Source organism: Streptomyces flavofungini, assembly GCF_014650815.1.
GTDB classification, from domain to species: Bacteria; Actinomycetota; Actinomycetes; order Streptomycetales; family Streptomycetaceae; genus Streptomyces; species Streptomyces flavofungini.
In genome coordinates this window covers 274,172-296,642 of the sequence record NZ_BMVR01000008.1, presented here as the reverse complement: position 1 = coordinate 296,642, position 22,471 = coordinate 274,172, and the positions used below count along the sequence as shown (strand labels likewise).

Genomic DNA, 22,471 nt, shown 5'->3' with positions numbered 1-22,471 from the left:
CTCCGCTTGCCTCGTGTACGTGCCGCCCGGTGTCCCGCAGCTCGCGGGAGGCCGGGCGGTGGCGTGTGCGGGGCCTGGGGCGGGGTGCGGGCCGGGCGGGGCGTCGCGGGCAGCCGGGCGGCGCGGCGGCGGGGTGGCGGAGGTGGTGCGGCGGCGGGGTGGCCAATTCTTCACACCGCGGGGGCGAGCCTGTGGATAACTTCGTGGGCTGTCGGCGCGGACCCCTATCGTGGACGCAGTGGTGGAAGCACGCGGTGGTCGAGGCGTGACGTACGGGGGCTGGGCGATGTATGGGATCGGTGGCATGACAGAGATGGACGAGGGCGCGAGTCGGTTCGCGGAGCCGGACCCGTTCGACGACCCCTTCGGGGACCCGGAGGAGGACCCCTTCGGCGACCCGGGTGAGGACCCGTTCGCGGACGCGCACCTGGGTGCCGGACCGGGCGCGAGCGCGGGCGTGGGCGCGGCCGCGAGCGCCTCGGGCAACGCCCTGGAGACGCTGCACCGCGTCTTCGGGTACGACGCCTTCCGTGGCGAGCAGGAAGCGATCATCGACCATGTGGTCGCGGGCGGCGACGCCGTCGTCCTCATGCCGACCGGCGGCGGCAAGTCCCTCTGCTATCAGATCCCGGCCCTGGTGCGCCCCGGCACCGGCGTCGTGGTCTCCCCGCTCATCGCGCTGATGCAGGACCAGGTGGACGCGCTCAGGGCCGTCGGCGTGCGGGCCGGGTTCATGAACTCGACGCAGGACTTCGACGAGCGCCGGGTGGTGGAGGCCGAGCTGCTCGCGGGCGAGCTGGACGTGCTCTACCTGGCACCGGAGCGGCTGCGCCTGGACGCCACGCTCGGCCTGCTCTCCCGGGCCAAGATCTCCGTCTTCGCCATCGACGAGGCGCACTGCGTCGCCCAGTGGGGCCACGACTTCCGCCCCGACTATCTGTCCCTGTCCGTCCTCGGCGAGCGCTGGCCGGACGTGCCCCGCATCGCCCTGACCGCGACGGCCACGGACGCCACGCACCGGGAGATCACCCAGCGCCTGGCCATGCCCGACGCCAAGCACTTCGTGGCGAGCTTCGACCGGCCGAACATCCAGTACCGGATCGTGCCGAAGGCCGAACCGAAGAAGCAGCTCCTGTCCTTCCTCAAGGAGGAGCACGAGGGCGACGCGGGCATCGTCTACTGCCTCTCGCGCAACGCGGTGGAGCGGACCGCCGAGTATCTCCGCGCCCACGGCATCGAAGCGGTGCCGTACCACGCGGGTCTGGACGGCGGGACGCGCGCGCTGCACCAGTCGCGGTTCCTGCGCGAGGACGGCCTGGTGGTGGTCGCCACGATCGCCTTCGGCATGGGCATCGACAAGCCGGACGTCCGCTTCGTCGCCCACCTCGACCTGCCCAAGTCGGTCGAGGGGTACTACCAGGAGACGGGCCGCGCGGGCCGCGACGGCATGCCCTCGACGGCCTGGATGGCGTACGGCCTCCAGGACGTCGTCCAGCAGCGCAAGCTCATCCAGGGCAGCGAGGGCGACGAGGCGTTCCGGCGCCGGGCGGCCGCCCACCTGGACGCCATGCTGGCGCTGTGCGAGACCGCCCAGTGCCGCCGCGCCCAGCTCCTGACCTACTTCGGCCAGGACCCCACCGCCCGGTCCTGCGGGAACTGCGACACCTGCCTCACCCCACCGGAGACCTGGGACGGCACGGTGGCCGCCCAGAAGCTCCTGTCGACCGTCGTGCGGCTGCAGCGGGAGCGCGGCCAGAAGTTCGGCGCGGGCCAGATCATCGACATCCTCCTGGGCCGCAGAACCGCCAAGATCATCCAGTTCGACCACGACCAGTTGTCCGTCTTCGGCATCGGCGAGGAGCTCGCCGAGGGCGAATGGCGGGGCGTCGTCCGGCAGTTGCTCGCGCAAGGGCTGCTCGCGGTCGAGGGGGAGTACGGCACGTTGGTGCTGACCGAGGCGAGCGGCGCCGTGCTCGGCCGGCAGCGGGAGGTACCCCTGCGCAAGGAGCCCAAGAAGCCCGCCACGGCGGCGCGTTCGGGGTCCAAGGGGGAGCGCAAGGCGCGGGCCGCCGCCGCGGTGGCCGAGTTGGCCCCCGAGGCCGTCGCCGTCTTCGAGGCGCTGCGGGCCTGGCGGGCCGCGCAGGCTCGGGAGCTGGGGGTGCCCGCCTACGTCATCTTCCATGACGCGACGTTGCGGGAGATCGCGTCGGTGCGGCCGACGTCCGTCGGGGAGCTGGGGGGTATCGGCGGGGTCGGTGAGAAGAAGTTGGCCACGTATGGGGACGGGGTGCTGGAGGTGGTGGCGGGGGTGGGGGAGTAGGCCCTGGCGGGGCTTTCCCCAGCCCCTCCCCTTCCCGAAACCGGGGGCTGCGCCCCCGGGCCCCCGCTGATCGGCGCTTCGCGCCTCGTCCTCAATCTCCCCCAAGCTCTTAAGGAGCAGGGGGGACCCCCACGACGGGCTGAGAATGTGCGGGCAAGTTTTCAGCCCCTCCGGCGTTTGAGGAGCGGGGTCTGGGGCGGAGCCCCAGTTTCGGGAAAGGGGCGGGTCTGGGGCGCCCCGAGAGGCCCCCGGGCCTCAGCCCCGCGTAGCCGCGATCCGCCCCGTGACCTCGCCCAGGCCCACCCGGCTTCCCCCCGGCCCGGGGGCCCACGCGGTCATCGTGACGACGTCGCCGTCCTCGAGGAACGTGCGCTTGCCATCGGGAAGTTCGAGGGGATCGCGCCCGTTCCAGGTCAGCTCGATGAGGGAGCCGAACTGGTCGGGGGAGGGTCCGCTGACGGTGCCGGAGCCGTAGAGGTCGCCGGTGCGCAGGGAGGCACCGTTGACGGTCATGTGGGTGAGCTGCTGTGCGGCGGTCCAGTAGACGGTGGAGAAGGGGGGTTCGGAGATGACGTGACCGTTGAGGGAGACGGTGATGCGGAGGTCGTAGCCGCCGGGCTCGTCGGCGACGGACTCGGCGGAGTCGTCGAGGTAGGGCAGCAGCGCCTCGGTGCGCGCGGGTGGCGCGACGCGGGCGGCGTCCAGGGCCTCCAGGGGCGTGATCCAGGCCGACACGGAGGTGGCGAAGGACTTGCCGAGGAAGGGGCCGAGGGGGACGTACTCCCAGGCCTGGAGGTCGCGGGCGGACCAGTCGTTGAGGAGGCAGAGCCCGAAGACGTGCTCGCGGAAGTCCGTGAGGGGCACGGGCGTCCCCAGCGTGGAGGGCGCGCCGACGACGAAGCCGACCTCGGCCTCGATGTCGAGCTTGGTGGAGGGCCCGAAGACGGGCGCGGTGTCGGCGGGCGCCTTGCGCTGGCCGGTGGGGCGCACCACGTCTGTGCCGGAGACCACGACGGTGCCGGACCGGCCGTGGTAACCGATGGGCAGGTGCTTCCAGTTGGGGGTGAGCGGGGTGGGCGCGTCCGGGCGGAACATCCGGCCCAGGTTCGAGGCGTGGTGCTCGGAGGCGTAGAAGTCGACGTAGTCCGCGACCTCGAAGGGCAGGTGCAGGGTGACGTCGGAGAGGGGGTGGAGCAGCGGGCGGACGACGTCGCGGTGGGCGGGGACCGTCACCCAGGCGGTGAGGGCGCGGCGGACGTCGCTCCAGGTCCGGCGGCCGGCGGCGAGCAGCGGGCCCAGGGTGGGCTGGGCGAGCAGCGAGACGTAGGGCGAGCCGAGGGCGGCGCCTGCCGCGCCCGCGTCCAGGACGTACGAGCCGAGGCGGACGCCGACGCGGCGCCCGTCGGCGGCGGCAGAACCGGGCGCCGACCCGGGCGCGGGGTCGGTGGCTGACCCGGCCGGGGAGAAGACCCCGTACGGAAGATTGTGCGGGCCGAAGGGGTCGCCCTCGGGGAGGTCGAGCGGGTTCTGCTCGGACATGCGTTCCTGCCTCGCTTTCCAATCTGAGTGCTCACACGTTACGTCGGAAGCTTCTCCAGGGGCAGTGTCTAAAGAGTTCGCAATGTCCGGATAAACCGGGGGTGGAATGGTCAGTTCCTGCATAGCTTCCTTTGGGGGACACGGACAGGGGTGGGTCCGGTTCGGTGCCAGGGAACGCGTGGGGGGACCCGTGACCATTTCCAGGGGCGGCATGGGCTTACGACCAGACCGCGAAGTGCCCGGCCTCATCGTGAAGTTCGGCGACTACCCGTTGCACCACGGTGGAGTGGGGGCGATCCGCAGCCTGGGGCGGCTCGGCATCCCCATGTACGCGATCACCGAGGACCGGCACACGCCTGCCGCCGCGTCCCGCTACCTCACGCGCGCGTTCCCGTGGCGGACCACCGGCATCGAGGACCCGGCGTACCTGGTGGACGGGCTGCTGCGGATCGGACGGCGGATCGGCAGGCCGACGGTGCTGATCCCGACGGACGAGGAAGCGGCGGTGCTGATCGCCGAGCACCAGCGGGAGCTGGCGGAGGCGGACTTCGGGGGGTTCCTGTTCCCGCCGGTGGTACCCGCGCTGCCGCGGCGCCTCGCCAGCAAGCAGGGGCTGCACGAGCTGTGTGTGGAGCACGGTCTGGCGTCGCCCGCGTCGGTGTGCCCGCAGAGTCAGGAGGACGTAGAGAAGTTCGCCGCGACGGCCCGGTTCCCGGTCATCGCCAAGAACAGGGAGGCGTTCCAGCGTCGCGAACGGCCCGCCGTGAACGGCACCACCCGCATCAACACCCCCGAAGGACTGCTGAAGCTGGCCCCCGGCTGGGGCGAGCGGCCCGGCGTGATCCTGCAGGAGTACCTGCCGCGCGAGCAGGCCGAGGACTGGGTGGTGCACGCCTACTTCGACGCGGACTCCACCCCGCTCGCCCTGTTCACCGGCGTGAAGGTCCGCTCCTGGCCGCCGCACGCGGGCATGACGGCGATGGCGTACGTCGTCGACAACCCGGAACTCGCGGACCTCGCCGCGCGTTTCATCAAAGAGATCGGCTTCACCGGCATCATCGACCTCGACCTCCGCTTCGACCGCCGCGACGGTCAGTACAAACTGCTTGACTTCAACCCACGCATGGGCGCCCAGTTCCGCCTCTTCGAGAGCGAGTCGGGGATCGACGTCGTCCGGGCGATGCACCTGCATCTGACCGGCCGTCCCGTCCCCGAAGGGGAGCAGCGCGCGGGACACCGCTATGTCGTGGAGAACATCGACCTGCCCGCCTATCTCGCCTACCGCCGCAGCGGCTATGTGACGCCGCACGCCCCGTCCCGTGCCAGCGGCACGGAGCTGGCGTGGCTCGCGGCGGACGACATGCTGCCGGTCTTCACGATGCTTGCGCGTTTCGTACGGCCAGGAGCGAAGCATCTGTTCCAACTGTGGCGGACCAACCGCCGCGGCGGCACGACCACGAAGTGACGGTGCGCCCGTGCGACGGCACGGCGCACACAACGTCCCGGGGAGGGACTTCGTGAATCAACCAGTCCAATCAGCGCAACCAGTCGTCGTCATCGGAGCGGGCCCCTACGGCCTGTCCACAGCGGCGCACCTGCGGGCCCGGGGCATCCCGGTGCGCGTGTTCGGCGAGCCGATGGTGAGCTGGCAGGCGCACATGCCCGCGGGCATGTTCCTCAAGTCGACCCCCGCGGCGTCGACCATAGACGCCCCGCAGCGCGGCCACACTCTCGTCGACTACTGCGCCGCGGAGGGCCTGTCCCCGCTGGTCACGGACGAGGACATCATCCCCGTCGAGACGTTCGTCGGGTACGGGCAGTGGTTCCAGGAGAAGCTCGTGCCCGACCTGGAGCGGGTGCGGGTGATGTCCGTCGACCCCCGTCCTGCCGGGGGCTTCGAGCTGAAGCTGGACTCCGGGGAGCAGTTCGCCGCCCGCGCGGTCGTCGTCGCCACTGGCCTGTCCGGCCTGTCGCGGCTGCCGTCCGAGCTGGCCGCGGCCGCGCCGGACGGCCCCTCGCCCGCGGGCCCCGTCTCGCACAGCGCCCAGCACCACGACCTCTCGCGGTACGCGGGCCAGGACCTGCTCGTCGTCGGCGCCGGGCAGTCCGCCCTGGAAACGGCGGTGCTCGCCGCGGAGGCGGGCGCGCGGGTGCGGGTGGTGGCGCGCGGGCGGCGCTCGGTGGCGTTCGGCGGGCCGCCCTGGGAGCAGCCGAAGCTGCGCCCGGAGTCCCCCTTCGGCCGCGCCTGGTCGCTGTACGCGCTGAGCTACTACGCCGGGGGATACCGCCACCTCCCGGCAGCCACCCGGCATTACCTCACCCGCCGCGTCCTCGGCCCGCTCGGTGCCTGGTGGCTGCGGGAGCGGTTCGAGCGGAAGGTCGAGGCCCGCGAGGTGCGGCGCATCGTGACGGCGGGCACGCGCGACGGCCGCCCCGTGCTCAGCGTCGAGACCCTCGGCGGCCGCGCCCGGGAGCTCGCGGCCGACCACGTCATCGCCGCGACGGGGTACCGCGTGGACCTGGCCGCCCTCAGCTTCCTCGGCCACGGCCTGCGCGCCCGCCTCGCCACCAGCCGCGGCACGCCCAAGCTGGGCGCGGGCTATGTCTCGTCGGTGCCCGGTCTGTACTTCACGGGCATGCTCGCCGGGTCGTCGTACGGTCCGGTGATGCGGTTCGTGTGCGGCACGGAGTTCGCCTCGCCGCGGCTGGCGGGGCATCTGGCGGCGGCTTATCGGGGGGCGTGAGGGCGGGTAGATCGGGAAGCGCGGGCCCGGTCCGCCGGGCTCAGCGCTCGACCGTCGTCGTCCGGGCTCAGCGCTCGACCATCACTGTCTGGGCTCAGCGCGCGACCGTCGCTGTCTGGGCTCAGCGCTCAACCACCGGCATCGGTGCGGGCTGGACCTTCCGCATGCGCTCCGGCGTCCAGTAGTCCGCCGCGGAGGTCCCGCTGTGCTCGACCTCCTTGCTGCTCACGGTGTCCGACCCCTTGCCGGGCGTCGCGCGGGACTCCTTGCCGGTTGCCGTGTCCGACACCGCAGCCCCCGGGCGTGACTCCCGGCCGCTGCCGTCCGAGCCCGTGTCCGCGGCCGCTGCCTGCCAGGTGAGGAGCCCCGTGAGCAGCGCGGCGGAGGCGGCGGCGGTGACGGCGAGCTTGCGGGCCGGGCGGAGAGTCATGTCGTTCCTTCGTGCCAGGTGACGTACGGAGGCCTTCCCGCGTACGGAAGACCGGCTTGCGTCTGTGCGACGTGCGCGCGGCACAAACGGTTCCCCGCCGCTACTGCTGCACCTCGCGCACCCACGCCCGCAGCCCCGCCATGAACCCCTCCCGCTGCTCCGCCGGGAGCCCCGCGAGGGCGCGAAGCAGCGGCTCGCCCCGGCGGGCGACGAACGACTCGAGCAGCGGGCGGTACTCCTCGGCGAGGGACACGAGCACCCGGCGGCGGTTCGTCTCGTCCGGGGTGCGCGTGACGATGCCCGCCCGCGCCAGGCCCCCGACCAGTTCGCTCGCCGTCGGCAGGGACACCTGGAGCCGGCCCGCGATACCGCTGACGGTCAACGGTTCGTCGGCCGCCAGGAGCTGGGGCAGCACCGCGCCATGACGCGGCGTCAGCCCATGGCTCTCCATCGCCTCGCGCAGCGGCTCCGGCATCAGCGCGCTCACCGCCGCGCCCCGGAAGTACGGCTCGAGCAGGGGCACGAGCCCCACGATCCGGATCTCGACGGGGGTGAGGGGAAGGGCGGGACCGGCCGTCGCCTTCCTCGGCCCTGGCCCCGGCCCCGGCCGTGGTCCTGTTCCTGGCCCCGGCCCTGTTCCTGGCCCCGGTTCTTGCGCGCTCTGCATTCCGTGAGTGTAGTTTGTTTGGGAGTCCAAACTGTTTGGGTATCCAAAGTATTACGAGCGCGGTGCGACCTACGAGATTCCTGAAGGTGAGTGAGCATGCCGACGATCAGCTACCACGACGCCGTCAACGACGCGTTGGAACGACTGGAGGACCTCGGCTACGAGCGCGGCGTCGGCGTCGACCTCGCCAACCACGGGCCGATGGGCGCCGAGGCCGTCGCGGTGCTCGGGCACGGCGACGAGGTGGCCCGCTGGATCGGGCGCTATCGGCGCGCGCTCGACCACCACGAGCGCCCCGCCGCGCGCTTCGTCCTCGACCCCGCCGACGAGGCGTCGTGGCGTCCCGCGCTGGGCGATTTCGGCCGAGCGGGGGACTGGGAGCGGCTGTTCGCGCGTGAACTCGCCACGGATGCCTGGCGCGACGTCCTCGCCCGCTGGTGGCCGCGCCTGCTCCCCGGCCTCTTCGCCGGACTGACGCACGGCCTGATCCGGACGGCGCACGCGGTACGCGGACTCTCCGTCGCCGGGGACGCGCCGACGCCGCTCCAGCTCGACGAGTTGGCCAGGGGCCTGGCGTACTGGGCCGCTCGCTACCGTGCGCTGCCCGGCAGCCCCGCCCTGCGCGGCCCTCACACCGTCCCGGCGGCCGTCGCCGCGCTGCCCCGCGTCCCGCTCGACGGCCCGCGCGGACCGGCCGTGGCCGCCGGTCGCCTCGACGCCCTCGACCGACTCCCCGGCTACACCGAGTCGTTGGAGTGGCTGGCGCCGCACCCCGCGTCCCGCCTGCTCGGCGACATGACGCTGCAGTTCGCCGATGTGTATCTGGGCCACCCCGAGGTCTTCCCGGTCCCGCTCGTCCACGGCCTCACCGCGCCCGCCGCGGCGCGCCTCGTGCTGCCGCACCTGCCACGGGAGTTGTACGAGCCGACGCTCGCGCAGTTGTGGCAGGTCCAGTCGGCCTTCCTCCTGGCCTTCACCACCGACCGGCGGGACGAGGAGACGGCGGCCTGGCGGGCCGAGGCGGCCGACCTGCCCCCGCTCGACGAGCTCGGCGCCCGGGCCGTCGAGCACGGCGACGAGCACGTCATCAAGTTCACGGAGGCGTGCCTGCGGGAGTACGCACTGCGGCCCGACACCCGCTATCCGGCGGCGGCGTACGCGGCACAGCGCCGGATACCGCGCCTGGACGAAGGCGGGGGCGTGGGGGTGGTGGCGGCTGGGACGGGGGACTAGGGGGGCGCGGCGGACGCGGGGTAGCGGGCCGGGGGCGGTGTGCGGCTGGGGCTGCGCGGGCCAGGGGCGGCGAGGGCCAGAGGCGGCGGAAGGTGGGGGGCGGGCGAGGCTGCGTTGGGCCGAGGGGGGACGGGGGCAACGGGGCGGGCCAAGGGCGGCGGGCCTAGGGAGGGGGGTGGGTCGAGGGCGGGGCGGGGCGACAGGCGAGCGAGGGGGTGAGGGGCCAGCGAGGGGGCGGCAGATCAGCGAAGGGGCGACGGACCGGTGAGGGCGGCCGGGCCGGCAAAGGGGTGACGGCCAGAGCGGAGAGGTCACGGATCGGCGAGGGGGCCACGGGCCATTGAGGGAGGCCGGGGTAATGCGGGCGTGACCGGCCAGCGAGGGCGGGCGAGGGGTCGGTGAGGGGGTGACGGACCGGCGGGGGTGGGCGGACCGGCGAGGGCCGAGCGGCCAGAGAGGGTGGGTGGGGCGACGGGACGGCGGTCCGGGGTGGACTGTCCGCCCGCGTGGGGGAGTTCGGGACCGGCGTGAAGGCGTGCGCGCGGCCGTGGGGTGGTTCGGCGCGACTCGGGTGGTGTGGGGTCGGTCCGGATGGGGCGTTCCCGGGTCGCCTCGTTCCGGTGAACCGGGGGCGGGCCGTCAAGCCCAGCGCGCAGATGCACCCCGGGCGCGTGTCAACGGGTGTATCCGGGCCCACACCCCGGTGTCTGCCGGGAGTGCGCCGGGCGCACCCGATCCGTCACAGCTCCTGCCACACGGCTTACCGACCGGCGTCAGATCCGTATTCTTCGGATCATGGCCGTTCCCCTCGCATATGCCCTCATCGCCACTGACCTCGACGGAACCTTGCTGCGCTGCGACGACACGGTGTCCGACCGGTCGCGCAAGGCGCTGGCCGCCGCGAGCGAGGGCGGCGCACGGCACCTCGTCGTCACCGGACGCCCCGCGCCCCGCGTGCGCCCGCTCCTGGAGGAGCTCGGCTGCGACGGGCTCGCCGTGTGCGGGCAGGGTGCGCAGCTCTACGACGCCGGGAGCGGCCGCATGGTGTGGTCGGTGACGTTGGACCGGGAGCTGGCGGAGGCGGCGCTCGGGAAGATCGAGGCGGAGGTCGGGCAGGTCTTCGCGGCGGTCGACCAGGACGGTGTCGACGGCCTGACGTTGATCGAGCCCGGGTACGAGATGCCGCACCCGACGCTGCCGGCGGTGCGGGTACCCCGGCGTGACGTGCTGTGGGAGGAGCCGATCAGCAAGGTGCTGCTGCGGCACCCCGCGCTCGCGGACGACGAGTTGGCGGCGGTGGCCCGGGACGCGGTGGGGTCCCTGGCGACCGTGACGATGTCGGGGCCGGGCACGGTGGAGCTGCAGCCGTGCGGTGTCACCAAGGCGACGGGGCTGGCCCTCGCGGCGGAGCGGCTGGGGTTGAGTGCCGCCGACACGATCGCCTTCGGGGACATGCCGAACGACATCCCCATGTTCGCGTGGGCCGCGCACGGGGTGGCCATGGCCAACGCGCATCACGAACTCAAGGCGGTGGCGGACGAGTTGACGGCGTCCAACGAGGAGGACGGGATCGCGGTGGTGCTGGAGCGGCTGCTGGGGTGAGGGGGCCGCGCGGTTCGCCGTGCGGCCGCGTCCCGGCCTTCGGCGCCGCGCTCCGGCCTCCGGTGCTGTGCTCCGGTCTCCGGTGTCGCGCCCTGGCCGCCTCGTTCCTCCCCCGGTCTCCGGTGCCGTGCCCCGGCCGCCTCGCCCGTCCCCCGGTCTGCACTCCGGCCCGTGGCCGGAAACGTACACGCGTCAGATCTCTGGCCGGATGTCGTCGCGCCCCCTCCGGCGGGGGGCCGGCGCCGGGTGGGCGGGGGCGTCGAGGGCGCTCCGTTGGTCGGGCCGCGCGTGCGTACCGGCGGTGTGCCGGGTGAGGGGCGAGGGGTGGGACGGGGGCTCGGTGGGCGGTCGGGGGAGGGTGGCATCACTCCCGCCATGTGGGGCACATCGTTCTCTGTGGAGTATTTCGGTCATTCCATGTCTATCGGGCACGCTGGTCTCCTCTGCTCGGGCAGGCGCTCGCTGTGATCGAAAGGCGACCGGATACGCTGACTTGAGTGATGGCAGCGACACATCGACAAACCGTGTCATCGGCGAATGATCGACCGAGTGATCGACTTGTGATCGTCAGCAGACAGGAGAACCCCTCGTGACCGTCGTCGGGCCCTTCGGGCTGAGCGTGCGGGACCAGGCTCTCGAAGCCGATGTCCAGGCCGGGTTGGCGGCTGTCGAGGAAGGCCTGCTCGAGGCCACCAAGAGCGAGGTCCCCTTCATCACCGAGGCCGCGCAGCACCTCGTGCGCGCGGGCGGCAAACGTTTTCGGCCACTCCTGGTGATGCTCACGGCGCAGTTCGGCGACCCGTACTCGCCCGGTGTGGTGCCGTCCGCCGTGGTCGTGGAGCTGACGCACCTCGCGACGCTGTACCACGACGACGTGATGGACGAGGCCGATGTGCGCCGGGGGGTGGCCAGCGCCAACCAGCGCTGGGGCAACTCCGTCGCGGTCCTCACCGGCGACTTCCTGTTCGCGCGCGCGTCCCACACGCTGGCCGACCTCGGCCCCGAGGCGGTCCGGGTCCAGGCCGAGGCGTTCGAGCGGCTCGTCACCGGGCAGATCCTGGAGACGGCGGGGCCCTCCGACGGGCGTGACCCCGTCGACCACTACCTTGAAGTGCTCGCGGGCAAGACCGGTTCGCTGGTCGCCGTCGCCTGCCGGTTCGGCGCGATGATGTCGGGGGCCGACGAGACGGTCGTGGACGTCCTCACGCAGTACGGGGAGCGGCTCGGGGTCGCCTTCCAGCTCGCCGACGACGTACTGGACATCGCGTCCGAGTCCATCGAGTCCGGGAAGACGCCCGGCACCGACCTGCGGGAAGGGATTCCCACGCTGCCCGTGCTGCGACTGCGGGAGCGGGTCGCGCGGCTCGGGCTCGCGGAGGACGTCGCGCTGTGCGAGCTGCTCGACTCCGATCTCACGGATGACGCGCGGCATGCGGAGGCGTTGGCCCGGCTGCGGGTGCATCCGGCTCTTGAGCTGGCTCGTCGGGACACGGTGCGGTACGCCGAGGAGGCTCGGGCCGCGTTGGCCCCGCTGCCTGAGTGCGACGCCAAGGCGTCGTTGGTCGAGCTCTGCGACCTGGTGGTCCACCGGGCGGGGTGAGGCTTGGGGCTTCGCCCCTCTGTCCCCGGTGCCCCTCTCCCCGCGTCATGGGCGCCGTCGGAGTGGGCTGTGCCCACCCGTTCCGCCCTCTGGGCGGACCAGCTGCCCACAGAGGGCAACGCGCAGGCGGGTCATGTGATGCAGGTCACATGAAATTGCTCACCCTGGATTGAGTCCAGGGTCAGATCCGTTCCGTACCCATGCCCAGAAGCTGACGCAGGGGGCGTTGGCTCGGGTACGGGGAGATTTCACGTGATGGGCACTATCAGCAGTTCTACGAAGAACCGTCGTCGCACCCTGCTCGGCATCGGTGTCGCGGTTGCCGCGGCCGCCGGGGTGACTGCCGCCGTCCTGCCCGCGACCGCGGACAGCGGCAGCGAGTCGCAGGGCTCGAAGAGCGGTGCGCACGGCAGTGCGCACAGCGGCAGCGCGCAGAGCGGTGGCGTCGAGGTGCGGACCGGTGCCGCCGTCCGCGGTGGCGCCCTCTTCGTGGCCAGCATGAACGGGGCCAACGAGGTGCCCGTTCAGGGTGGTCCCGCGGTGGGGGACAAGGACGGTGCGGCGCTGGAGTTCGTGAAGGTCAAGGGCGACAAGGTGTCCGTCACCGTCAAGTGGCGCGGTACCGCCAAGCCGACCGCGCTCCACATCCACCAGGGCGTCAAGGGCACCAACGGCGGCATCAAGATCGACTTCACCAAGCTCCTGGACAAGGCCGAGCGCCATCGGGTCACCGGCACCGTCAAGGTCGCCGACGCCGCCCTGCTCAAGCAGCTCAAGGCGGACCCGAACGGCTTCTACGCCAACCTGCACACCGCCGAGTTCCCCGGCGGAGCCGTCCGTGGCCAGCTCCACAAGGTGACCGCGAACGTCTCCCTCGACGCGGCGGCCCGCAGCTTCCAGGCGTCCGTGGTCAAGGGCAAGCAGATCTACCAGTGCAAGAAGGCCGAGGACGGCTCGGGCGGCTTCACCTTCCAGCAGCGCGACGTCCGCGCGACCCTCGGCGGCCGCATCGCCCACGACTTCGTCGCGCCGAACTCCGGCACCCCGCGCTGGGTCGCGCCCGACCGCAGCGGCGTCACCGGAAAGCTGATCTCCAGGACGCCCAACGGCGCGCAGAACATCGCCGAACTCGACCTGGAGGCCAAGCAGGTCGGCAAGAAGCGCGGGCTGCTCGCCGGTACGACCGAGATCCTGCGGCTGAACACCGTGGGCGGCGTTCAGCCGTCCGGAGGGTGCGAGGAGGGCCGGATCGTGGCGGTGCCGTACGGCGCCGACTACGTCTTCGTACAGCGCTGACCGGGCGGATGGCGCTGACGGCGCCCGGACCTGCCGAAACCGGTGCCAGGGCCGGGCCGGGGCCACCCCGGTCCCGCGCCGAGACCATGTGACGTACGTGTGCGGAACTCCCCCGTGCCGCACGGTCGTCACCGTCCCGGGCGGTGCCTCCCCTTACGGGACGGGGGAGGTGCCGCCCCTTTTTGTCATCCCAGAGCAGTACGCGGAGTTGCTCCCGGGGTCTGACGCTTCCGCGTGGCCGATTTGGGCGGATGGAGACAGACGAAGACAGGTACCGACAACCACATCCTGACCAATTCGGGTGAGAATGGCGGCGCGGGGTGGACGAGTGCACGCGAGGAACGAATCGCCGCCGCCGACGACGGAGGTAAGGCACACAATGGCACCGTACGAACCGGAGCAGGACACCACCGAGGCGGACGAGCTCAGCGCCGGCCGCCGCAAGGCCGCGCGTTACGTCGTCCCGCTCGCGGTGGCGGGGGTGGCCGCGGCGACCATCGGGCTCGTCCCGGCACTCGCCACGTCGGGCGACCCGGACCTGCCGAAGATCACCGCGCAGGAACTCATCGAGAAGATCGCCGCGTCGGACACCGAGCAGCTCTCCGGCACCGTGAAGATCAGCACCGACCTGGGTCTGCCGTCGTTCGGCTCCGGCCTGACCGGTGGTTTCGCGCCGGGCGGCGGGGACGAGGGCGGCAAGGGCGCCGCCGACCCGAGCGCCAAGCTGATGGAGCTTGCCTCCGGCACGCACACCCTGCGGATCGCGGCCGACGGCCCGGACAAGCAGAAGCTGTCGGTGCTCGACGACGCCGCCGAGTACAGCCTGATCCACAACGGCGACGACGTCTGGGCGTACGACAGCGCGTCGAACGAGGCGTACCACGCCAAGGACGGCGGCAGGGCGGGCGCCGACAAGAGCCACAGGGGCGGCAAGGGCGCCGGGAAGGACCTGCCGAAGGAACTTCCGGCCACGCCCAAGGAGTTCGCCGAGCAGGCCCTGAAGGCGGCCGAGAAGTCCTCGACGTCCGTCGAGGTCGACGGCAGCGCGCAGGTCGCGGGCCGGGACGCCTACCGCCTGGTGCTGAAGCCGAAGGACTCCGGTTCGACGGTCGGGCAGATCACCATCGCGGTGGACGAGAAGACGGGTACGCCGCTGAAGTTCACGCTGTCCCCGGCCGGTGGCGGCTCCGCCGTCGTCGACGCGGGCTTCACGAAGGTCGACTTCGGCAAGCCGTCCGCGGCCACCTTCGACTTCAAGCCGGCGAAGGGCACGAAGGTCACCGAGGAGGACGGGAAGGACGGCAGGTCCGGCAGGCCCGGGCACTCCGGCGAGGACTTCGAGGGCTTCAAGGGCGAGGGCCCCGAGGGCCTGAACGTCATCGGCGACGGCTGGACGTCCATCGCCGAGCTGAAGCTGCCGGGCGGCCAGGGCCTGCCCACGTCGGCCGCCGGGTCCGACGAGGTGCCGCAGGAGGCGGCGAAGTTCCTGGACTCCCTCGGCGACAAGGTGAACGGCGACTTCGGCTCGGGCACGGTCTTCAAGACCCGCCTGATCAACGCCCTGGTCACCGACGACGGCAAGGTGTACGTCGGCGCGGTCACGAAGGACGCGCTGGTCAAGGCGGCCAACGCGGCGCAGTAGGGCGCGGCCGACAGCAGGTGAGCGGGCGGTGGTGGGGGTACCGGGCCGGTACCCCCACCACCGCCCCGTCGGTCGTCCGGGCACCGGCACCGCACCAGCGGCGCCACCGGCACCGGACAAACAGCGTCACCGGTACCGGACAAGCGGCCGCACCAGCGGCGCCACCGGCACCGGACAAGCGGCCGCACCCGGCCGGACAACAGGAGGAGCACGGTGCCGAGCACCAGCGGGACCCCCACGGGCAGCGTGATCGAGACGTCCGGCCTGACCAAGCGGTACGGCAAGCACCTCGCCGTGGACGGCCTCGACCTCAGTGTCCCGCGCGGCAGCGTCTTCGGGTTCCTCGGCCCCAACGGCTCGGGCAAGACCACCACGATCCGCATGCTGATGGGTCTGATCGAGCCGACTTCCGGCCGCGCCAAGGTCCTCGGCCGTCCCATGCCGCACGACACCCGCAGGGTCCTGCCGCACGTGGGCGCGCTCATCGAGGGCCCCGCGCTGTACGGCTTCCTGTCGGGTCGCGACAACCTCCTGCGGTACGACTCCGCCGACCCGACCGCCGACCCCCGCACCCGCAAGGCGCGCGCCGAGGCGGCCCTGGACCGGGTCGGCCTGACCGCCGCCGCGGGCAAGAAGGCCAAGGCGTACTCGCTGGGCATGAAGCAGCGCCTCGGCCTCGCCGCCGCCCTTCTGCAACCCCGTGAGCTGCTCGTCCTGGACGAGCCGACGAACGGGCTCGACCCGCAGGGCATGCGCGAGATCCGCTCCCTGGTGCGGGAGCTGGCGTCCGACGGGACCACCGTCTTCCTCTCCTCGCACCTCCTCGACGAGATCGAGCAGGTGTGTACGCACGCGGCGGTGATGACCCAGGGCCGCCTGATCACCCAGGGCCCGGTCGCCGAACTCGCCGCGGGCGCGCGCGGACGGCTCACGGTGACGACCCCGGACACCGGTGACGCGGCCCGCGTACTGAAGGAACTCGGCGTGGCCGACCTGGTCGTCACCGAGGACCGCGTCACGGGCGAGCCGCCCGGCACGGACCTCGCCGACGTGAACGCCGCACTGGTCGAGGCGGGCGTCCGCGTCCGTGGATTCGGCGTCGAACGGGCCTCCCTGGAGGACGCGTTCGTCGCGCTGACGGGAGAGGGATTCGATGTCGCGGGCTGAAGTGACGGCGGGGGCGGCCGGGGCGAGTGGGGCGGACGGCGTGCGCGCCGCGACAGCGGCGACGGCGAAGGAGACGGACACCGGGCACCCCGCCGGACCCGGCAGCCCCCCGCGCCCCGTCCGCCTCGCCTGGACCCTCGGCCTGCTCCGCAGCGAGCTGTCCATCACCTTCCGCCGCTGGCGCACCCTCGCGCTGCTCGCGGTGCTTGCCGCCGTGCCCGTGCTCGTGGGCATCGCCGTGAAGATCGAGACGGGCGACGGCGGTTCGGTCGGCGGCGGCGGACCGGACGGGGGCGGCGGGCCCGCGTTCATCGCGCAGGTCACCAACAACGGCCTGTTCCTCGTGTTCACGGCGCTCGCCGCGACCCTGCCGTTCTTCCTGCCGATGGCGATCGGCGTGGTCGCGGGCGACGCGATCGCGGGCGAGGCGAGCGCCGGGACGCTGCGCTACCTGCTGGTGGCGCCCGCGGGCCGCACCCGTCTGTTGTTGGTCAAGTACGCCACCGCACTGACGTTCTGCCTGGTCGCGACGTTGGTGGTGGCGGCGTCCGCGCTGGCGGTGGGGGCGTTGCTGTTCCCGCTCGGGGAGGTCACGACGATCTCCGGGACGCGGATCAGCTTCTCGGACGGGCTGCTGCGGGCCCTGCTGATCGCGCTGGTCGTGGCCGCCTCACTGATCGGGGTCTCGGCGCTCGGCCTGTTCGTGTCGACGATGACGAGCAGCGGCATCGCCGCGATGGCGACGACCGTGGGCCTGCTCATCACCGTCCAGATCCTCGACCAGATCCCGCAGCTGCACGCGATCCACCCCTACCTGTTCTCGCACTACTGGCTGTCCTTCGCCGACCTGATGCGCGACCCGGTCTACTGGGACGACCTGGTGAAGAACCTCGGCCTCCAGGCGCTGTACGCCGGGGTGTTCGGCTCGGCGGCGTGGGCGCGGTTCGGCGTGAAGGACATCGCTTCGTAGGCCGGGCCTACTCGCCGTACTCCGACGACCCGAACGGGAACCGCGCCACCGGAATGTCCTCGCGGGCGAAGAACGTCTTGGCGCGCGCCATCGCCTCGGTGTCGTCGAGCACGTGCCCGGGCCGGGTGCCGTTGCCGAGCAGGACGCCGCCGAAGCGCATCGGGAAGAACGCGGCGGTGTTGAGCAGCGTGCCGACCAGCGGGTCCGCCGCGGCCTCGTTGCGGTCCGCGAGCGCGGTGACGCCCCACAGGGTCCGCTTGGCCAGCTCGGCCTTGAAGTCGAGCTCCGGGGTCTCCAGCCAGGCGTCCCAGTAGTCGAGGTAGCGCTTGACGGTGGCCGACAGCGAGTACCAGTACAGCGGCGACGCGATCACGATGTCCGTGGCGGCGAGGGTGGCGTCCAGGAGCAGCGCCTCGTTGTCGCCCTCCGGGCGGGGGCGGGCGCGCGGGGTCGTGTCGTCGTGGCGCAGGTCCTGGAAGTCGGGGAGCGGGTGGTCGGCGAGCTCGATCCAGCGCTGCTCGACGTCGGCGGGCAGCTGCTCGGCGGCCTTGCGGGCCAGCATGGCGGTGTTGCCGTCGGGGCGCGCGCTGCCGTGGACGAAGAGGAACTTGCGGGTGGCCATGGCTCTCCCTGGGATGACGTGCGCGCTGCTTGCGCACAGCGAATGCCTGCGCGTGCACTATATGCACGCGCAAGCATTCGCGTCCAGGGATCTATGTCCGGGGCCTGGGAGGGCAGCCTCCGGGGGGCCTGGGAGGGCAGCCTCCGCGGGGGCCCAAGGGGGGCAGCCTCCGCGGGCCTAGGAGGAAAGCCCCCACACCGCGTACGCGACCGCGTCACTGTTGCGGTCGAGCGCCGTGTCGTTGATGTTCGCCGTGGTGTCGCACGACGAGTGGTAGCAGCGGTCGAAGGCCTGGCCGGCCGTGCCGCCCCACTTCTGGGCCTGCGCCGAGGACTTGGCGGTGCTCGCGCCCGCGAAGACGCCGCCGACCGGGACGCCCGCGTTCTTGAACGGCGCGTGGTCGGAGCGGCCGTCGCCCTCGCGGTCGGGCTCGGTGCTCACGTTCTTGGTCGCGTAGTACGCCTTGAACGTCTTCTCGATGGTGGGGTCGTCGTCGTACACGAAGTAGCCCGGGTTCGGCGAGCCGACCATGTCGAAGTTGAGATAGCCCTTGATCTTCGTGCGCTCGGCGGCGGGCAGGCCGCGCACATAGTTCGAGGAGCCGATCAGGCCCAGCTCCTCCGCGCCCCACCAGGCGAAGCGCAGGTGCTTGGTGGGCTTGTACTGCGTACGGGACACCGTGAGCGCTGTCTCCAGGACGGCGGCCGAGCCCGACGCGTTGTCGTTGATGCCGGCGCCGCGGCTGACGCTGTCGAGGTGCGAACCGGCCATGAGGATCTGGTTGGCGTCGCCGCCGGGCCAGTCGGCGATCAGGTTGTAGCCGACGCGGCCGCTGGTGGTGAACTGCTGCACGGTGGTGGTGAATCCGGCGGCGTCCAGCTTGCCCTTGATGTAGTCGATCGAGGCCTTGTAGCCCGCGCTGCCGTGCGACCGGTTGCCGCCGTTGGCGGAGGCGATCGACTGGAGTTGCGAGAGGTGGGCCTTGACGTTGGCCACGGGGATGTCCGGGGCGGCGGCCGCGCGCGGTGGCGCGGTCGGGCCCGTGGATCCGGTGGCCGCGGTGGATATCGCGCTGGTCGTCAGAAGGGCGGCGGCGGCGATGACGGCCGCGGCCGCGCTGCGTCCGGTGACGGAGAGTCTCATGTGGGGGGCTCCGGCTTTCCGTGAGTTGAATTCCGAATGAGCCTGGAGTGCCCGATGGTGGAGTGGTGTTGAGTTCACGTCAAGAGCGGGATCCGGACGGGGTGTTCCGCATACCGGTTCACCGGATCACCGCGCCGGGGCCTCAAGCTCCGCCCGTACCGCGGAGATTCACAGGTCAGGCGGTACGAGGACGCGCCAGCCGCGTGCGTACGTGTCCGGCACCCGGACCCGCTCCCAGTCCCGCGCCCAGGCCGGCGCCGCGTGCTCCCGCAGGACGAGCACGTCGGGCCGCCGCCGGTCGCCGGGCCGCCGCTCGTTCGCGCGCGGGGCGGGCTCGCACCCGGCCACGTACGCCAGCGGGATCACCGACGTGTTGCCGCCGAGGAGACAGGGCGCCCGCACGCCCCGCTCGTGCACGACCGCGGCCACCCGCGCCCAGTCCGCCCGCGCCTCCGACTGGATGCGGACGTTGGAGTCGACGAGCGAGCCCTGCATCGCCAGATGCCCGGCGAGCAGCCCCGCGAGCACGCCCCCGGCGACCGCGGGCCGCCGCGCCGCCCGGGCCCGCCGCACGGCCGCCAGCACCCCGAGCCCCGCGGGCACCGCGAGCAGCGCGTGCGTGGGCAGCAGGAACCGGGGCGCGGTGTACGGCACCACGAGGACGTACGGCAGCGCGGCGCACAGCCCCACGGCGAGCGCGAGCAGCCCCGCCGTGGCCGTCCGCCGGAACCGCCGCACCGACCGCAGCCCCAGCGGCAGGAACACGGCGAGCAGCACCCACCACGTCATCGACGGCACCCGCACCCCGTCGCCCTCGCACGGACGGCACAGCAACGGCCCGTCGATCGCCGTGAACTGGTGCAGCAGCGAGTCCGTGAACCGCAGCCCGCCCTGCACTTCGCTCGCGTCGCTGAGCCGTTCGCTTACGCCACCGAAGCGAACGTACGCCTCGATCAGCCACGGCAGCAGGCCCGCCCCGAGGCCGCCGACCACGGCGAGTGCCCGGCCGCGCGAGCGCCACAGCGGCAGCAGGACGGCGGCGGCGAGCAGCGGCGCGCCCACGGCGACGCCGTCGTTGGGCCGCATCAGGGCGGCGACGAGGAGTCCGGCGGCGATGCCCGCGTACGTACGGGGCGTCGGGCTCCGGTGCAGGAAGAGGCCGACGGCGGCCGCCGCGCCCATGGCCGTGTAGTGGTTCGGCATCGCCGCGTCGGCGTAGAACACCGCCGTCCACAGGCCGCCGTACAGCGCGGCCGCGACCCCCGCCACGTACGGCAGCCGCGGCACGGCCCGCAGCCAGGGCCGGAACCCCAGATACAGCGCGGTGGTCGCGAGCGCCGTCAGCCACATCTGGAGCAGGACGACCGAGTCGCTCCAGGAGGCGACGGGCGCGAGCAGCACCGGCACGCCCCGGGTGCGGGGCGCGCTGAAGGGCACGCCGGGTGCCTGGTCGGGGGCGTAGGGGCCGAAGCGGCTGGCGTAGACCAGCTCGTCCCAGCCGAGTCGCAGGTCAAGGGGGACCAGGGTCAGCGAGGCGAGTGCGAAGAGCGCGCACACGGCGATGAGCAGCCGATGGGCCAACTGTTCGCGGTCGCGACGGAGGAGGCGGTCGCGCTGCGGTTTCCACTGCTCGACGACGGACACGGGACCACGGTAGGAAACGAGGCGCGGTGGGGGCAGTACGCGTGCTGCCGGGCGTGGCGCGGGTGGCGCGATGACGCCGGTGCAGGGCGGGCCTGGCGCGGTTCACGGCGTGGGCTGTTCGGGCGAAGGGCCGCTCCGCCGCGAGGATGACCCCATGCACATAGGTATCGCGTTGCCGCAGTACGGAACCCACGCCCGCGCCGAGGTCATCGCCTCGTTCGCGCGGGACGCGGAGGCCGCCGGGTTCGACTCGCTGTGGGTCGGCGACCGCTCGCTGGCCCCGGTCGAGCCCAGCGACCTGTACCCCGGCCACACCCCGGACCACCCGTACCCGTCCGAGTACAAGACCTTCCTCGACCCGCTCGTCGCGCTGACCGTCGCCGCCACGGCGACCACCCGGGTGCGCCTCGGCACGAGCACCCTCAACGCCCCCTGGTACCCGCCCCTGTTGCTGGCCCGCTCGCTGACCTCCCTGGACCAGGTCAGCGGCGGCCGCCTGGACGCCGGGCTCGGCATCGGCTGGCTGCGGGACGAGTACACGGCCGTGAACGCCGACTTCCGCAAGCGCGGGGCCCGGCTCGAGGAGATCCTCGACATCCTGGCGGGGATCTGGGCGCAGGAGGTCTTCGGGCACAAGGGCGAGCACTGGGAGATCCCGCGCTCGTACGTCGGGCTGCGCCCCGCCCAGAACCCCGGACCGCCGCTCTTTCTGGGCGGGTTCAGCCCGGCCGCGATGGCCCGCGTCGGCCGCAGGGCCGCCGGGTGGGTCGGCGTCGCGATGCCCGCCGAGGCGCAGGCGGGGCTGTGGGGCATCGCGCGGCGCGCCGCCGAGGACGCGGGCCGCGACCCGGACGCGCTGCGCCGCCACATCCGCCACAACCCGAAGCCCGGGGCGACGCCGGAGGAGATCGCCGCCGCGCTGCGCGGGGTGCGGGACACCGGCGCGGAGAGCTGCTTCGTGGACCTTCAGCAGTGCGTGCGGGAACCGGGGGAGGCGCTGGAGCTGGGGAGCGCGGTGCTGGAGCGGGTGCGGGCGTCTTAGGCCTGTCCGACGGGTCGGCGCTCGGACAGCTCCGTACCGGCCCCGGCTCCGTACCGGCCCGGGGTCTTCGTACCGGCCCGGGGTCGTGGGCCGGTACGGGGGCGTGCTCGGGCTCCGGCAGGGCCGGTGCGGGGCGTGCTCAGGCCGCGGCGGGGCGGCGCATCGCCCACAGCGTCGGGCCGCCGCCCGGCAGCTCCACCTCGCCGAGCACCGTGAAGCCGAAGTGCTCGTAGACCGGGAGGTTGGCCGGCTTGGACGACTCCAGGTAGACCGGCAGGCCGTCCGCGTCGGCCTTGGCGAGGCCCGAGCGGAGCAGCGCGGAGCCGTGGCCCTGGCCCTGCGCGGCGGGGTCGGCGCCGACCACGGCCAGGTACCAGTGCGGCTCCTGCGGGCCGTGCTCGGCGGCCAGCTCGACCGCCTCGCGGAACAGGGGCGCGCGGTCGCCCAGGATCTCCGTCAGCTCCTGGACGGTCTCCGCGTCCGGCACGGCCTTGTCCTGCGCGCCCGGCGGCACCCAGAACGAGGCAGCCGACTCGGTGCGCTCGCAGACGCCGTGGCGACCGTACTGCCGGGTGAAGATCGTGGCGAAGTAGCGGCCGAGGCCCGCCTCGCGCGTGGCCTCGTCCGGGAAGAACCAGCGCATCATCGGGTCGTCGTCGAAAGCCCGGGTCAGGGTGGCGCTGATCGCGGCGGCGTCGTCGATCGTCGCAGGGCGCGGGGAGTTCGCCGCGTTCGCCGCATTCGTTGTATTGGTCATCGACATGCGGCTCATTGTGCACTCGGTGATCTTCAGAGCTTTGGCCAGGGGTA

Annotated in this window: 18 protein-coding genes; 11 read left to right on the top strand and 7 right to left on the bottom strand. The window is 72.8% G+C overall.

Features of this window, described 5'->3' with window-relative positions:
- Positions 1 to 304: 304 nt before the first annotated feature.
- Complete coding sequence (gene recQ / locus IE274_RS22790) at positions 305 to 2,320, top strand: DNA helicase RecQ (protein WP_190117689.1); 2,016 nt, start codon at positions 305 to 307, stop codon at positions 2,318 to 2,320.
- Positions 2,321 to 2,575: 255 nt separating this feature from the next.
- Here recQ and fahA read toward each other — a convergent pair whose 3' ends face one another.
- Complete coding sequence (fahA, locus tag IE274_RS22785) at positions 2,576 to 3,859, bottom strand: fumarylacetoacetase (RefSeq protein WP_190117688.1); 1,284 nt, start codon at positions 3,857 to 3,859, stop codon at positions 2,576 to 2,578.
- A gap of 211 nt (positions 3,860 to 4,070) precedes the next feature.
- Between fahA and IE274_RS22780 the strand changes: the two genes are divergently transcribed.
- A complete protein-coding gene (locus IE274_RS22780; RefSeq protein ID WP_190117687.1) occupies positions 4,071 to 5,324 on the top strand; it encodes a carboxylate--amine ligase in 1,254 nt (417 codons plus the stop codon).
- A gap of 52 nt (positions 5,325 to 5,376) precedes the next feature.
- A complete protein-coding gene (locus IE274_RS22775; RefSeq protein ID WP_190117686.1) occupies positions 5,377 to 6,603 on the top strand; it encodes an FAD-dependent oxidoreductase in 1,227 nt (408 codons plus the stop codon).
- Between the two features lie 121 nt (positions 6,604 to 6,724).
- Here IE274_RS22775 and IE274_RS22770 read toward each other — a convergent pair whose 3' ends face one another.
- Both IE274_RS22770 and IE274_RS22765 read right to left on the bottom strand, forming a co-directional pair.
- Positions 6,725 to 7,033, bottom strand: a complete 309-nt coding sequence (locus IE274_RS22770; RefSeq protein ID WP_190117685.1) for a hypothetical protein — start codon at positions 7,031 to 7,033, stop codon at positions 6,725 to 6,727.
- A gap of 100 nt (positions 7,034 to 7,133) precedes the next feature.
- Complete coding sequence (locus tag IE274_RS22765) at positions 7,134 to 7,556, bottom strand: MarR family winged helix-turn-helix transcriptional regulator (protein ID WP_229909727.1); 423 nt, start codon at positions 7,554 to 7,556, stop codon at positions 7,134 to 7,136.
- A 240-nt stretch (positions 7,557 to 7,796) separates the two neighbouring features.
- Here IE274_RS22765 and IE274_RS22760 point away from each other — a divergent pair, with 240 nt between their 5' ends.
- The 7 genes from IE274_RS22760 to IE274_RS22730 all read left to right on the top strand — a co-directional run bounded on the left by IE274_RS22760 (position 7,797) and on the right by IE274_RS22730 (position 17,210).
- Complete coding sequence (locus tag IE274_RS22760; RefSeq protein WP_190117683.1) at positions 7,797 to 8,933, top strand: questin oxidase family protein; 1,137 nt, start codon at positions 7,797 to 7,799, stop codon at positions 8,931 to 8,933.
- A gap of 795 nt (positions 8,934 to 9,728) precedes the next feature.
- Positions 9,729 to 10,535 carry an HAD family hydrolase gene (locus IE274_RS22755; RefSeq protein ID WP_190117682.1) on the top strand — a complete coding sequence of 269 codons (807 nt, stop codon included), beginning with the start codon at positions 9,729 to 9,731 and terminating at the stop codon, positions 10,533 to 10,535.
- Between the two features lie 589 nt (positions 10,536 to 11,124).
- The gene (locus tag IE274_RS22750; RefSeq protein ID WP_190117681.1) at positions 11,125 to 12,135 is read left to right on the top strand and encodes a polyprenyl synthetase family protein; all 1,011 of its coding nucleotides are present in this window, start codon (positions 11,125 to 11,127) and stop codon (positions 12,133 to 12,135) included.
- Between the two features lie 255 nt (positions 12,136 to 12,390).
- Entirely contained in the window at positions 12,391 to 13,431 is a 1,041-nt protein-coding gene (locus tag IE274_RS22745; RefSeq protein ID WP_190117680.1) for a CHRD domain-containing protein, read from the top strand.
- 379 nt (positions 13,432 to 13,810) lie between these two features.
- Complete coding sequence (locus tag IE274_RS22740; RefSeq protein ID WP_190117679.1) at positions 13,811 to 15,073, top strand: LolA family protein; 1,263 nt, start codon at positions 13,811 to 13,813, stop codon at positions 15,071 to 15,073.
- A gap of 213 nt (positions 15,074 to 15,286) precedes the next feature.
- Positions 15,287 to 16,240 carry an ABC transporter ATP-binding protein gene (locus IE274_RS22735; protein WP_190117678.1) on the top strand — a complete coding sequence of 318 codons (954 nt, stop codon included), beginning with the start codon at positions 15,287 to 15,289 and terminating at the stop codon, positions 16,238 to 16,240.
- Positions 16,227 to 17,210 (top strand): ABC transporter permease, encoded by a 984-nt coding sequence (locus tag IE274_RS22730; protein ID WP_190117677.1) that lies wholly within the window; start codon positions 16,227 to 16,229, stop codon positions 17,208 to 17,210. The genes IE274_RS22735 and IE274_RS22730 overlap by 14 nt, the downstream gene beginning before the upstream one ends.
- A gap of 7 nt (positions 17,211 to 17,217) precedes the next feature.
- Here IE274_RS22730 and IE274_RS22725 read toward each other — a convergent pair whose 3' ends face one another.
- The 3 genes from IE274_RS22725 to IE274_RS22715 form a co-directional block, all read right to left on the bottom strand.
- Complete coding sequence (locus IE274_RS22725; RefSeq protein ID WP_190117676.1) at positions 17,218 to 17,832, bottom strand: flavodoxin family protein; 615 nt, start codon at positions 17,830 to 17,832, stop codon at positions 17,218 to 17,220.
- A 177-nt stretch (positions 17,833 to 18,009) separates the two neighbouring features.
- Positions 18,010 to 18,975 (bottom strand): M28 family metallopeptidase, encoded by a 966-nt coding sequence (locus IE274_RS22720; protein WP_190117675.1) that lies wholly within the window; start codon positions 18,973 to 18,975, stop codon positions 18,010 to 18,012.
- Between the two features lie 168 nt (positions 18,976 to 19,143).
- Positions 19,144 to 20,619 (bottom strand): hypothetical protein, encoded by a 1,476-nt coding sequence (locus tag IE274_RS22715; protein ID WP_229909726.1) that lies wholly within the window; start codon positions 20,617 to 20,619, stop codon positions 19,144 to 19,146.
- Positions 20,620 to 20,773: 154 nt separating this feature from the next.
- Here IE274_RS22715 and IE274_RS22710 point away from each other — a divergent pair, with 154 nt between their 5' ends.
- Positions 20,774 to 21,661 (top strand): TIGR03619 family F420-dependent LLM class oxidoreductase, encoded by an 888-nt coding sequence (locus IE274_RS22710; RefSeq protein WP_190117674.1) that lies wholly within the window; start codon positions 20,774 to 20,776, stop codon positions 21,659 to 21,661.
- A gap of 139 nt (positions 21,662 to 21,800) precedes the next feature.
- Here IE274_RS22710 and IE274_RS22705 read toward each other — a convergent pair whose 3' ends face one another.
- Positions 21,801 to 22,433, bottom strand: coding sequence for a GNAT family N-acetyltransferase (locus IE274_RS22705; RefSeq protein ID WP_190117673.1), 633 nt, complete (start codon positions 22,431 to 22,433; stop codon positions 21,801 to 21,803).
- Between the last annotated feature and the right edge of the window lie 38 nt (positions 22,434 to 22,471).

Bases quoted from the DNA above. Each gene is read 5' to 3' on its own strand.
- recQ (WP_190117689.1), top strand. From the start codon at position 305: ATGACAGAGATGGACGAGGGCGCGAGTCGGTTCGCGGAGCCGGACCCG.
- fahA (WP_190117688.1), bottom strand. From the start codon at position 3,859: ATGTCCGAGCAGAACCCGCTCGACCTCCCCGAGGGCGACCCCTTCGGC.
- IE274_RS22780 (WP_190117687.1), top strand. From the start codon at position 4,071: ATGGGCTTACGACCAGACCGCGAAGTGCCCGGCCTCATCGTGAAGTTC.
- IE274_RS22770 (WP_190117685.1), bottom strand. From the start codon at position 7,033: ATGACTCTCCGCCCGGCCCGCAAGCTCGCCGTCACCGCCGCCGCCTCC.
- IE274_RS22760 (WP_190117683.1), top strand. From the start codon at position 7,797: ATGCCGACGATCAGCTACCACGACGCCGTCAACGACGCGTTGGAACGA.
- IE274_RS22755 (WP_190117682.1), top strand. From the start codon at position 9,729: ATGGCCGTTCCCCTCGCATATGCCCTCATCGCCACTGACCTCGACGGA.
- IE274_RS22745 (WP_190117680.1), top strand. From the start codon at position 12,391: ATGGGCACTATCAGCAGTTCTACGAAGAACCGTCGTCGCACCCTGCTC.
- IE274_RS22740 (WP_190117679.1), top strand. From the start codon at position 13,811: ATGGCACCGTACGAACCGGAGCAGGACACCACCGAGGCGGACGAGCTC.
- IE274_RS22730 (WP_190117677.1), top strand. From the start codon at position 16,227: ATGTCGCGGGCTGAAGTGACGGCGGGGGCGGCCGGGGCGAGTGGGGCG.
- IE274_RS22725 (WP_190117676.1), bottom strand. From the start codon at position 17,832: ATGGCCACCCGCAAGTTCCTCTTCGTCCACGGCAGCGCGCGCCCCGAC.
- IE274_RS22720 (WP_190117675.1), bottom strand. From the start codon at position 18,975: ATGAGACTCTCCGTCACCGGACGCAGCGCGGCCGCGGCCGTCATCGCC.
- IE274_RS22710 (WP_190117674.1), top strand. From the start codon at position 20,774: ATGCACATAGGTATCGCGTTGCCGCAGTACGGAACCCACGCCCGCGCC.
- IE274_RS22705 (WP_190117673.1), bottom strand. From the start codon at position 22,433: ATGAGCCGCATGTCGATGACCAATACAACGAATGCGGCGAACGCGGCG.